Genomic DNA, 12608 nt, shown 5'->3' with positions numbered 1-12608 from the left:
TCGGCTCCTTATTGCTCGGTGCGCAGCATGCGGCGCAGGTGATAGACGATGTACACCAGCATGATGGCGAACAGCACAACTGCCACCGCCGCGGAGTAGCCGATGCGGTAGTACTTGATTGCCTGGTCGTACATGTAGTACGCGAGCACGGTCGAACTTTCGAACGGTCCGCCGCTTGTCATCACCGAAATCAGATCGAAGCTGCGCAACGCGCCGATCACCGTGACGACGATCGCCATGAACGTGGTCGGCCGCAATTGCGGCAGGATCACGTGCCACAACATCGACCAGCCGCGCGCGCCTTCCATGCGCGCCGCCTCGATCTGCTCGGCGTTCAGCGACGTCAGGCCGGTTAGATAAAGGATCATGCAATACGCAGTTTGCGGCCACAGCGCGGCGAACACGATCCCGAGGGTCGCGTACCGCGGGTCGCCGAGTACCGGCACGCCGTGACCGAGAATCACCGCGAGCAAGCCGAAGGTCGGGTCGTAGAACCACGAAAAGATCAAGCCAACCACCACGCCCGACAACACGAACGGAGCGAAGAACAGCGATTTGACGATGCGGATGCCGGCTACGGCCTGGTTCAGATAGAGCGCGACGGCGAGTCCCATCGGCGGCGCAAGCAGGAACAGCAGCAGCCAGATGAGGTTGTTCTTCAGCGCCGTGTAGAACGTCGGCGTATGGAACAACTCGATGTAGTTTGCGAGGCCGACGAAGGATGGGTCGGTCATCCCATCCCAGTTGAAAAAACTCAGGCGCATGGTCGAGATGATCGGCCACACGACGTAGATCGCCACCATCACGCAGGCCGGCGCGAGAAACAGGAAAGCGGCTCGCCGCTGCCGACGCGCGGTCGGCGACGGACGGCGCCGGCGCGCCGCGCCAGGCGGCCCGCCGCGCAATGCACCGCCCGAGGCCGGCACGCCCGAACCGGGCAAGCCAGGACCGCCCGATTCGGCAGGGCCGTCGACGGTGTGACGGGTGACGGAATGCGACACAATCAATCTCCTGTCGACCAGGGTTCGCGCTTTAGCGCGTTACTCTGGTCCCATGCAAAGCTGTCGACCAGCGTGGGCGCTTTAGTGCCGTACTCTGGTCCCATGCAACATAGTTGCCAGTCTGATGCAACAAGTAGCGGCCCAAGCCTGGACCTACGACCGAGCCGCTACCGCTCACTTCTTATAGATCCGCTTACGCGTCTGCTCGAGTTGCGCGAGCACCTCGTCGAGCTTCGAAGGATCGGAGATGAATTGCTGCATCCCCTTCATCCCTTCATCGGCCATTTCCTTCGTCATGTCGCGATCGTAGAACTGCGCAATGCCGCCCTTCGTATTCGCGAGAATCTGGAAGCCGATCTTCGAAATCGGATCTTCAGGTTCCGGCGATTTGCTGTTCGCCGACAAGGAGCCGAGCCCGGCCGCCAGCTTCGCGCCATTTTCCGGCGTCTGGACAAACGCCAGGAACGCATGCGCATCCGCCTTGTTCTTCGCCTTCGACGGAATATGCAGCGATTCAACCGGACCGTCTTCGGCGGTCGGCACGTTCGCGTCGATGATCGGGAACTGGAAGTAGCCCATTTCCGGCTTGACGTTCGGCGGGAAGCCACCCGTGATAAAGGTGCCCATCAGCATCATCGCGGCCTTGCCCTGGAACAGGAACGGCTGCACCGCATCCAGATCGTAGGAAAGCGAATTGTCGATGAAATAGCCGGCGTCGATCAGTTGCTTCCACGTCGTGTAGACCTTCTTCACACGCGGATCGGTGTACGCGATATCGCCCGCCATCAGTTTCTGATGGAACGCGTTGCCGTTCAGGCGCAGGTCGAGATAATCGAACCAGCCGGCCAGCGTCCATGAATCACGGCCCGCCACGGCAATCGGTGTAATGCCTGCCGCTTTCAGCTTCTTGCAGTCGTCGAGAAACTGGTCCCACGTTTTCGGTTCGCCGGTAATGCCGACCTTCTGGAACAGATCCTTGCGATAGAACATGCCCCACGAGTAATACACGGTCGGTGCCGCGTACTGCTTACCCTTATACGACGACGCTTCCTTCGTCGAAGCATACATGTCGTTCCAGCCGTTCTTCGCCCAGTCGCCGCTCAGATCCTCGAACAGCCCGCGCTGCGCGTAATACGCCATCCGCTCACCGTCATGCCAGTTCACGATATCGGGCGCGACGGTGGAGAGCCAACCGGGCAACTGGACCTTGTACGCTTCCTCATCGACGAACGACACCTTCACGTCGGTGCCAGGATGCGTTTTCTTGAAGTCGTCGATGATCGACTGCCAGACGGCGCGTTGACTTGCGCCCTTGAATGCGATGTTGACCGCGAGCGTGCCGGCCTGCGCGGTGCTGACGACGGACACGCCTGCGGCGGCCGCGGCCAGCGCGAGTGCCAGCAGAATCTTGCGAGGTTTCAGTGCCATGTTGCTGTCTCCTTTATGCCTTGATTTTGCGTCGTTGTTGTTACTGCATGGAATCCTTCGTTCGGCCCTATAAATCAGTTGCCTGATCGATAGACAGCCACACCGCGCGGTTCGATGGCGCGTGAGCCGATCACGAAAGCGCCGTCGGCGACATTGGCCAGCGTGTGCGTCTGGTCGCCGTAGTTCAACACGTAGGTCAGCGCGCCGCGACGGCTAAAGCGCACGGTGTCGCCGAGCGATGTCGTTTCGACGCCCGCTTCTTCAGCGATCTGCTTCAGAAGGCGGACCGTCAGCGCATCGTCAAACAGGCTCGCGAAGTAATGAAACGCGCCGCTTTTCACATAAGCAGAATGACCGTCAGCGAAACGGGCACGCACGTCGAGCGAATCCGCTGTATCGCTGTCGATGAAATCACGCCAGTGGCGCGCCACGCCGTCCACCGCGCTCGAGTTCTGGTTATCCACGAGCACCACAGCTTCGGTCACATTCGGCCGCATCGATTCGACACGCCACACACGCAGCGGCAACACAGAAGCGAGCGCACCCGGCGGCAGGTTCGCCGGAATCTGCACGTCCGCCGTCTTCGAACCGGTGCGAGGACCCAGCACGACCTGCGCACCCGAGCTCGCCAGCCGGGCGGCGAAATCCGCAGGCACAACCGGCAGCGGCGGCACGACGATCAAACGATAGCCGTCGAGGGCTGCATCGACCGGCACGATATCGACATCCAATCCAAGCGAGCGCAGCGCCGAGTAATACTCGAATGCGAAGCGCGGATAGTGAAAGTCCGCGCCCTGCGGATGAATCGCGAAGAGCCACTTCGCTTCGTAGTCGTAGACGAGCGCAACCTTCGAGCGGATCGCAGCGTTCGCGTCGGCATTCGCGGCGAGCACCGCGCGAATCTCGTCGGCAACCTGCGCAGCTTCATTGCCGCCCACATCGAGCCGGTTATCGGGTGTATTCAAGCCAGCGTGCATCTGCTCCTGCGCAAACGGCGCCTGGCGCCAGCGAAAATACGACACGCAGCCCGCGCCGTGCGCGAACGCCTCCCAGCTCCATAGCCGCACCATGCCGGGCAGCGGTGCTGGATTCCACTGTGCCCAGTTCACCGGGCCGGGCTGCTGCTCCATCACCCAGAACGGCAGCTTCGACATGCCGCGGTACACGTCATGGTTGAACGACGCGAAGTCGGGATGCCCGCTGCGCAACCAGCGCGCCTTCACGTCCGGTGCAAACCACTGCTCTTCGAGCGCGCCGAGCGGATAGCTGTCCCAGGCGGCAATGTCGAGATCGGCCGCCACCTTGTAGTGATCGAACTCGGTAAAGAGCTGCATGAAGTTGTGCGCGACCGGCCGCCCCGGCGAATGCGCGCGGATGATCTCGACCTGCATGCGGTTGTAGCGCGCCACTTCGTCGGAGGCGAAGCGCCGGTAATCGAGCCGGTGCGACGGATGCGCTTCGGTGACGGTCGCCACCGGCGCGTCGATCTCGTCGAAGCTGCGGTACTCCATGCTCCAGAACACCGTGCCCCACGCACGGTTCAGCGCATCGATGGTTTGATAGCGCGCCTTGAGCCACTCGCGAAAGCGCCCCACTGCAGCCGGCGAATAGCTGACCACCGTGTGATGGCAGCCGAATTCGTTATCGGTCTGCCAGTAGGCAACGGCCGGATGCTTGCCGTAACGCTCGGCGACTGCCGTGCAGATTCGCTGCGATGCAGTGAAATACGAAGGCGAGGAGAAATCGTAATGGCGGCGTGAGCCGAAGGCGCGCGGACGGCCATCGGCACCGATCGGCAGAATGTCCGGATGACGGTCGATCAGCCACTTGGGCGGCGTCGCGGTGGGGGTGCACATGACAACTTGCAAACCGGCCGCGCCGAGTACATCGACCGCGCGATCGAGCCAGCCCCAGTCGTACTCGCCAGGCGTTGGCTCCATCCGGCTCCACGCAAATTCGGCGATACGCACCTGCTCGATGCCGAGTGCTTTCATCCGGCGAGCGTCGTCTTCCCACATCGACTCCGGCCAGTGTTCCGGGTAATAACAGACTCCAAGGCGCATCCGAATGTCCTCTATGCGTAGTGTTCGACGGATTCGAGCGAAGCGGCGGCAAAGCCGTCTTCGGTAAACAAATGGCAGGCGCGGCTGGGGACGCGCAAGCTGGCGCGGTCGCCCGGCGCGAGGCGTGTGTCGCCGGGCGCCTTGGCGATCAGCGTGGCGCCGCCGGGCTGATCGAGGTGGACATAGCTGTGCTCGCCGAGCTGTTCGACGAGGGATACGGTGCGGCTCAGAACGGCGTCCTGTGGGTTGCCAGAAGCTGTCGCGTCGATGAATTCGAGGTGTTCCGGACGCACGCCGAGCGTGACCGGTTGCGCCGCCTTGAGTCCATCGCCGCTGACGGGCACGCGCACGTTTTCGTCAGTGTGATCGAGCGTAACAACCACGCCCTGCGGATCAACCGACGCCACCCGCCCCGGCAAGAAATTCATCCGCGGCGATCCGATGAAACCGGCGACGAAGCGGCTCTTTGGCCGGTGATACAACTCGAGCGGCGCGCCGATCTGGGCGATGCTGCCGTAGCGCTCGGTGTCCTTACCCGCATGCAGCAGCACGATCTTGTCGGCGAGCGTCATCGCTTCGATCTGGTCGTGCGTGACGTACACCACGCTGGCTTTGGCGAACTGCTTATGGAGCCGCGCGATTTCGATGCGGGTCTGGCCGCGCAGCGTCGCATCGAGATTGGAGAGCGGCTCGTCGAACAGAAACACGCCAGGTTCACGCACGATGGCCCGGCCAATCGCCACACGTTGCCGCTGGCCGCCGGACAGTGCTTTGGGCCGGCGCTCGAGCAGCGCCTCAAGTTGAAGGATGCGCGCGGCTTCCCGCACCTTGCGGTCGATTTCGTCCCTGGGGGTTTTGGCCAGTTTGAGGCCGAAGGCCATGTTCTCGAACACGGTCATATGCGGAAACAGCGCATAGCTCTGGAACACCATCGCCACACCGCGCTGCGCCGCCGGGACGTCGTTGACGAGGCGGCCGGCGATCGACAGGTCGCCGTCGGTCACGTCTTCGAGGCCGGCGATCATCCGCAGCAAGGTGGATTTACCGCAGCCGGACGGACCGAGAAACACGCAGAACTCGTTCTCGCCTATTTCCAGATCGACATCGCGGATCACTAGCGCGCCGTCGCCATACGCCTTCTGCACGCCCCTCAATGAAATGCTCGCCATCGCATCGACTCCGTGATTTAATCGGCTCGACGTCGGAGATTAAGCGCTTAATCAGTAGGGCCGAAAAAAATCGATCGCTACCGATCGTTGGGGCCTTACCTGTCTCCGATATCGTTTTGTCTGTGCGGCAAATGGTGCCGCGCCTTGGGCTGTGATGCAAATGTCGGACACCCATCCCAAATATTGAATAAGCATTATGACAACCCTTAGCGAAGTCGCGCGTCACGCCGGCGTCACCCCTGCCACGGTGTCGAACGTGCTGCGCAATCGCGGCCGGGTCGGCGCGAGCACCCGGCAGCGGGTGCTCGACGCCGTCGACGCGCTCGGCTACCGCCCGCATCTGGCCGCCCGCGCGCTCGCCGAGGGCCGCGCGCCGACGTTGGCGTTGATGGTGTCGAGCATTGCCAATCCGTTCTATCCGGAGTTCGCGCTCGCGGTCGAACACGCGGCGCGCAGCAGCGGCCACTTCGTGATCATCTGCAATACGAACGAAGATCCGCTGACCGGGCGCGCCTATCTCGACCAGATCGCAGGGACGCTTTCCGAAGGCGTGCTCGTCACCAATGCGAACCTGGACTTTGCAGACCTTCATACGACCGAATCACGCGGCACGCCCGTCGTGCTGTGCATGTGGGAACGGCCCAATGAGCCGCCGGGGCTGCCATGTGTCGCGGTCGATTTTCGTCTGGCTGGCGAATTGGCCGGCACGCATCTGCTGACGCTCGGGCACCGGCGGATCGGCGCGATTGTCGGCAGCAAGGCTTCAGGTATTCACGCCGCCCGTTACGAAGGTTTTGTCGATGCGCTGCATTCGGCCGGCGCGCCGAAAGGAAAGGTCAAGCATGCGCCCGATACGATACAAGGCGGCTACGCCGCGGCGCGGGCGCTACTGGAAGCCGATCCGAAACTCACCGCGATCTTCGCGACCAACGATCTGCCGGCGCTCGGCGCGATGCACGCCGCCGCCGATCTTGGCCTGAACGTGCCGGGTGATCTGTCCGTGATCGGCATTACCGATATTCAACTGGCGCGCGAATCGCGACCCGCGTTGACCACAGTCGCCGTGCCGACTGTCGAAGTCGCCGACCTGGCGGTGTCGCTGCTGCGCGAGTTGATTGAATCGTCGTATGGGCAAGCAGGTCATCAATCGGCGGCAAGCGTGCCGATGCGGATTTCCTCCGCGCCGAAACTGGTTGTGCGCGCGTCGACGGGGGTGCCGCGCCCGAGGTAACGTGGCCGTAACAACATCGGGGACGTTACGTAGCGAACCCTGGCTACGGCCGCCCCCACCTTCCGGACCGCCGTCCGCAAACGCCCGTATCAAGCGGTTCCGCGGCAAAAACACCGTTTCAATCAGTCCATCCATGCAGTTGGCACGGTCCCTGCAATAAAGCAGGAAAAGGCTGAGCGCCGGCATGACTTACATGCCGCCCGCGCTCCCCAACCGGCCAGGCCAAGGCCATAACAAGCATGGATACTCAAATGAATGCCGCTCTTCTGCTGGACGCCGATCTCGCCGAACAGACCACCGACACAGACTCGACCTTCGCGCAGCGCCATCCCTTGCAAATCGCAGTTTGTCTTCGCAAGCTGATGGCCGGACAGGACTTCGTGACGGTGGAATTCAACGGCCGCCAGATCGTGACGCAGATACTCGAGGTCGATTCGCGCAATGCGCGCTTTATCTTCGACGCCGGCAGTACGCAGCTGGACAATTACGCGCTGCCGTCTGCCCGCCAGTTGATCTTTCGCAGTTTGCCGGGCGGCATTCGCACGGAGTTCACGACGCTTAACGCAGATCCGATCATGTTCGAAGGACGCCCGGCTTTCGAGGCCGCTTTCCCTTCGCTCCTGTACTACGTTCAGCGCCGCGAATTCTTCCGCGTGCAAACGCCCGTGCTGGATCCGTACATCGCTAGCGGGCCGTATGTGGACGGCGGTTCGTTCAGGCTCGAATTGCAGGATCTTTCATTGGGCGGCGTGGCGTTGAACACTGCTGATGCACGTTTCGGCGCGCTTGAGAGTGGCACCGTATTGCGCAACGTCACGTTGCAATTCGGCAGCTTCGGCACGCTTCTCCTCGATCTGGAAATCGTCGCGCCACGGCAATTGACTACGCCGAAGGGCGATCTGCGCTTCGTGATCGGCTGCAAGTTCGTGACGACGCCGGGGCCGGCTGAACGGATCTTGCAGCGTGTCGTCACGCAACTCGAAACGAAGCGTCAAAGGCTCGCGCCGCGAGGGTGAGTTCCTGCGGGTACGCTCGCCACGATTCTCACGGCGTAGATAAAGTCTGCAGTCATCGCCGCTGAGAATCGCTGCTTCTGGCCGCCGCCTCATACCTTCGCGACGACAGTCAAACCCGTCGCAACGCATCAATTAATATTTCAACCAGCTTTCAATCGAGCCAGGACTTTCCCGAAGTACCGGCGCTCGATCTTGCATCGCACCACTCCCGCAAAGCCCCGTCACGTAAGGCCTGCCGCCCTGGCGGCCGCTTTGACATGTCGACGCCCCTCCCGATCGCTTCCTTGACGAGCGTCCTCGCGCCTGCTGTACTAAATCAACTAAAGTGATTTAAGCAGCCAGTTTCGCATTGCATTGGAATCGCATCAGCTTCGAAACCAGATCGCAAGCAGGCGGCAAGCGCGCAGCGTTCGCGTGTGCAATCACCCGCAGTTCACAACGTCGTGACCAATAACCGGAGGAGCGTCCCATGAATCTGAATTCCCGCAGGCATCCTGTCGCCAGGAAAATCGTGTCGATGTGCGTCGCGGCATCGGCCGTGTGGTGTGCGAGCGCGAGCCAGGCGGCCGACCAGCCTGTCGTCGGCCTCATCACCAAGACCGACACCAACCCGTTCTTCGTGAAGATGAAACAGGGCGCTGAAGCAGCGGCATCGAAAGACGGCGCCAAACTGCTCACCGCCGCCGGCAAGTTCGACGGCGACAACGCGAGCCAGGTCACCGCCATCGAAAACATGATGACGGCCGGCGCGAAAGCGATTCTGATCACGCCGAGCGACACCAAGGCGATCGTGCCGAGCATCAAGAAAGCGCGCGCCGCCGGTGTGATGGTGGTCGCGCTCGACACGCCGACCGATCCGCAAGACGCCACGGACGCCCTCTTCGCCACCGACAACTTCAAAGCCGGCGTGCTGATCGGCAAGTACGCGAAAGCCGCCATGAACGGCAAGCCCGCGAAGATCGCCACGCTCGATCTCGCGCCCGGCGTCTCGGTCGGCGTGCTGCGCCACAACGGCTTCCTGGAAGGCTTCGGCGTGAAGGAAGGCGATCCGTCGATCGTCTGCAGCCAGGACACGCGCGGTGATCAGTCGAAGGGCCAGACGGCGATGGAAAATTGCCTGCAGAAATCGCCGGATATCAACGTGGTCTACACGATCAACGAACCGGCTGCAGCGGGTGCGTATCGCGCGCTCAAGGCAGCGGGCAAGGACAAGAGCGTGATGATCGTTTCCATCGACGGCGGCTGCGAAGGTGTCCGCAATGTGAAGGCCGGTGCGATTGCCGCGACCTCGCAGCAGTATCCGTTGAAGATGGCCTCGCTCGGCGTGACGGCGGGTGTCGAGTATGCGAAGACCGGCAAGAAGGTCTCCGGTTATCAGGACACCGGCGTGACGCTGATCACCGACAAGCCGATGTCCGGCGTCGACAGCAAAGATACGAAGTACGGCCTCGACAACTGCTGGGGCAACAAGTAACGCGCACTGAATGGCGGCCCACTTCGCGGGCCGCTCACGGATTGCCAGCCACTGAACCGACGGCCGCGGGGTACACCGCGGATCGGCGGCCCACCAGATGGCCGGTCTCCGTATTTGCCACGTGGCCTGCCCGCCACGTTCATGCATCGAGGACACCTATCATGTCGACACCTTCCGCGCCTGCCGGCCACCCGCGCACCTTCACCGACCGTTTGCCATCGCTCGCTGAAATCGGACCGCTGATCGCCCTGCTGCTGGCCTGCGGTTTCTTCATTTCGCAGAGCAACCGCTTCCTGTCGTTCCAGAACCTCTCGCTGATCCTGCAGCAGACGATGGTGGTCGCCGTCATCGCCATCGGCCAGACGCTGATCGTGCTGACAGGCGGGATCGATCTGTCGTGCGGGATGGTGATGGCGTTCGGCTCGATCATCATGACCAAATTCGCGGTCACGCTCGGCGTGCCGCCCGTTCTCGCGATTCTGTGCGGCATCGCCGCGAGCGCGTTGTTCGGCGCGCTCAACGGCGTGCTGATCACGCGGATCAAACTGCCCGCCTTCATCGTCACGCTCGGTACGCTGAACATCGCATTCGCGCTCACGCAGATCTATTCGAACGCGGAGAGCGTCTCGAACCTGCCGGACGCGATCATGTTCCTCGGCAACACGTTCAAACTCGGGCCCGCTGATGTCACCTACGGCACGGTGCTGACGTTGCTGATGTATGGGGCAACGTGGTTCGTCTTGCGCGACACCGTGCCCGGCCGGCATCTGTACGCGCTCGGCAATAACCCCGAAGCCGCGCGCCTGATGGGCCTCTCGTCGCAGAAGATCCTGCTTACCGTGTATACGCTGGCCGGTGCGATCTATGGCATCGCCGCGCTGTTGTCTGTCTCGCGCACCGGTGTCGGCGATCCGCAGGCGGGGCAAACCGAGAACCTCGACAGTATTACGGCGGTGGTACTAGGTGGCACGAGTCTGTTCGGCGGACGTGGCTCGATTAGCGGAACGCTGCTCGGCGCGCTGATCGTCGGCGTGTTTCGTAATGGCCTGACGCTAATCGGTGTCTCTTCGGTCTACCAGGTGTTGATCACCGGCATGCTGGTGATTCTCGCGGTTGCCGCGGACAAACTTTCCCATCGTCGCGGTTGAACGCCCAAAGGAACCTGTCATGTCGACACCTACTTCCGCTTCTGCCGTGATGCCCGTTCTGCAGGCGCGCGGACTCATCAAACGCTACGGCAACGTCACCGCGCTCGACGGCTGCGATTTCGAAGTGCTGCCCGGCGAGATACTCGCCGTGATCGGCGACAACGGCGCGGGCAAATCGTCGTTGATCAAGGCGCTGTCCGGCGCCACCATCCCCGATGAAGGCGAAATCCTGCTCGACGGCAAGCCGGTCAAATTCCGCAGCCCGCTGGATGCGCGCGCTCAAGGCATCGAAACCGTGTACCAGGAACTCGCGGTGGCGCCCGCCATGAGCATCGCCGAAAACCTGTTTCTCGCCCGTGAGCTCGTCAAACCGGGCTGGCGCGGTTCGATCTTCAAGATGATCGACAAGCGCCGCATGCTCGACGAAGCCACCGCGCACATGAAGGATCTGCAGATCGGCATCCGCTCGATGCGCCAGGCGGTCGAAACCTTGTCCGGCGGACAGCGTCAGGGCGTGGCTGTCGCGCGCAGCGCGGCGTTCGCGCGGCACGTGGTGATTCTCGACGAGCCCACCGCCGCACTCGGCGTCAAGGAAGGCAACATGGTGCTCGAATTGATCCGCCGCGTGCGTGATCGCGGCCTGCCGGTGATCCTGATCAGCCACAACATGCCGCATGTGTTCGAAGTCGCGGATCGTATTCATATCCAGCGGCTCGGCAGGCGTGCCGCGGTGGTCAACACCAAAGACATCCACATGTCGGAGGCCGTGGCGATCATGACGGGCGCGAAGCAGGCGGACGTCAAGGCGATTGCATGATGCACGCATCCCGCTGAGGGGCACACGACGATGGACACCACCGGTACACGTTCGCCTCTCAAACGCACGGTCGGCTCGAACCAGGTCGGCATGCGGCAGTTCAACGAACGGATCGTCCTGCAAGCGATCCGCTTGCATGGGCCGCTGCCGAAAGCCGACGTAGGCCGTCTCACGCGTCTGTCGATGCAGACCGTCTCGATGATCGTCGACCGTCTGATCGACGACGGCCTGCTCGAAAAACAGGCCCGAGTGCGCGGCCGCATCGGTCAACCCTCGGTGCCGATCGCACTGCGTGCGGATGGCGCGTACACCATCGGCATCAAGGTGGGCAGACGCAGCCTCGACGTGCTGGCAATGGATTTCGCGGGCCACGTGGTGTGCCGCGATGTATTCGACTATGCCTATCCCGATCCACGCACACTATTCCCCGCACTCGAAAGCAAACTGACGCGCGTGAATCAGACGCTCGGCGCAAAGGCGAACAAAGTGGTTGGCGTGGGCGTGGCGGCGCCGTTGTGGCTCGGCGGCTGGCGCGACTTTCTCGGCGCCCCGCAGGATGCACTGGAAGCGTGGCACGAGATCGACTTGCGCAGTCGCATCGCGACAATGACGGGCTTGCCCGTCGAGTTCGCCAAAGACACCACTGCCGCCTGCGCGGCCGAACTCGTGATGGGCCAGGGCCGCGGAATTCACAATTTTCTCTATCTGTTCGTCGGTACGTTTATCGGCGGCGGCCTGGTGATCGACGGCCGTTTGCATGCCGGGCCACACGACAATGCTGGTGCGGTCGGCTCGATACCGCTGCGGGACGGCAGCGCGCGCAAACCCGCGCGGCAACTGCTGCACGCCGCATCGGGTTTCGTTCTGGAACGGCTATTGAGCGATGCAGGCGTGCCGCCCGCCGCCGCGCACGATCATCGAGCATTGTCGCCTGAACTGTGGCGGCAAACCGAACAATGGCTCGACACCGCGTGTCCTGCGATCGCCAACGCATTGACCAATGCGGCTGCCTTGCTCGACCTGGAGGCGGTGGTGATCGACGGCGAACTCGACCGGCAACTGGTCCGCGAAATCATCCGCCGAACCGAGCGCGTGCTCGATCGCTTCGAATGGGAAGGTATGGTACGTCCGCAACTGCTGGAAGGCACCATCGGCGCCGACGCGCGAGCGATGGGCGGCGCAATTCTGCCGCTGTATGCGCATTTCGCGCCCGTGCACGAGCTCTTCCTTAAGCCAGCGACGGACGCCGGCTATTAGGCGC

10 protein-coding genes are annotated in these 12608 nt (G+C 62.5%); 6 read left to right on the top strand and 4 right to left on the bottom strand.

Features of this window, described 5'->3' with window-relative positions; translation table 11 throughout:
* Positions 1 to 8 precede the first annotated feature (8 nt).
* The 4 genes from M0D66_RS14595 to M0D66_RS14580 form a co-directional block, all read right to left on the bottom strand.
* Positions 9 to 1007: a carbohydrate ABC transporter permease gene (locus M0D66_RS14595; RefSeq protein WP_211706545.1), complete on the bottom strand. Its 999-nt coding sequence runs from the start codon at positions 1005 to 1007 to the stop codon at positions 9 to 11.
* Between the two features lie 168 nt (positions 1008 to 1175).
* Positions 1176 to 2429 (bottom strand): ABC transporter substrate-binding protein, encoded by a 1254-nt coding sequence (locus M0D66_RS14590; protein ID WP_093645364.1) that lies wholly within the window; start codon positions 2427 to 2429, stop codon positions 1176 to 1178.
* A gap of 74 nt (positions 2430 to 2503) precedes the next feature.
* Positions 2504 to 4492 (bottom strand): beta-galactosidase, encoded by a 1989-nt coding sequence (locus M0D66_RS14585; RefSeq protein WP_211706546.1) that lies wholly within the window; start codon positions 4490 to 4492, stop codon positions 2504 to 2506.
* Between the two features lie 11 nt (positions 4493 to 4503).
* The gene (locus tag M0D66_RS14580) at positions 4504 to 5661 is read right to left on the bottom strand and encodes an ABC transporter ATP-binding protein (protein ID WP_211706547.1); all 1158 of its coding nucleotides are present in this window, start codon (positions 5659 to 5661) and stop codon (positions 4504 to 4506) included.
* A 196-nt stretch (positions 5662 to 5857) separates the two neighbouring features.
* Here M0D66_RS14580 and M0D66_RS14575 point away from each other — a divergent pair, with 196 nt between their 5' ends.
* The 6 genes from M0D66_RS14575 to M0D66_RS14550 all read left to right on the top strand — a co-directional run bounded on the left by M0D66_RS14575 (position 5858) and on the right by M0D66_RS14550 (position 12604).
* Positions 5858 to 6892, top strand: coding sequence for a LacI family DNA-binding transcriptional regulator (locus tag M0D66_RS14575; protein ID WP_211700485.1), 1035 nt, complete (start codon positions 5858 to 5860; stop codon positions 6890 to 6892).
* A gap of 251 nt (positions 6893 to 7143) precedes the next feature.
* Positions 7144 to 7908 (top strand): flagellar brake protein, encoded by a 765-nt coding sequence (locus M0D66_RS14570; RefSeq protein ID WP_211706548.1) that lies wholly within the window; start codon positions 7144 to 7146, stop codon positions 7906 to 7908.
* Positions 7909 to 8377: 469 nt separating this feature from the next.
* On the top strand, positions 8378 to 9382 hold the full coding sequence (locus M0D66_RS14565) for a sugar ABC transporter substrate-binding protein (RefSeq protein ID WP_054039031.1): 1005 nt from the start codon (positions 8378 to 8380) through the stop codon (positions 9380 to 9382).
* Positions 9383 to 9543: 161 nt separating this feature from the next.
* A complete protein-coding gene (locus M0D66_RS14560; protein ID WP_093645352.1) occupies positions 9544 to 10530 on the top strand; it encodes an ABC transporter permease in 987 nt (328 codons plus the stop codon).
* Between the two features lie 19 nt (positions 10531 to 10549).
* Positions 10550 to 11347 (top strand): ATP-binding cassette domain-containing protein, encoded by a 798-nt coding sequence (locus M0D66_RS14555; protein ID WP_093645350.1) that lies wholly within the window; start codon positions 10550 to 10552, stop codon positions 11345 to 11347.
* 30 nt (positions 11348 to 11377) lie between these two features.
* Positions 11378 to 12604 carry an ROK family transcriptional regulator gene (locus M0D66_RS14550; protein ID WP_211706549.1) on the top strand — a complete coding sequence of 409 codons (1227 nt, stop codon included), beginning with the start codon at positions 11378 to 11380 and terminating at the stop codon, positions 12602 to 12604.
* The last annotated feature ends 4 nt before the right edge of the window (positions 12605 to 12608 follow it).

Origin of the sequence: Paraburkholderia sp. SECH2, assembly GCF_030464795.1 — a bacterium.
GTDB lineage: Bacteria > Pseudomonadota > Gammaproteobacteria > Burkholderiales > Burkholderiaceae > Paraburkholderia > Paraburkholderia aspalathi.
This window is presented reverse-complemented; position numbering and strand designations above follow the sequence as displayed.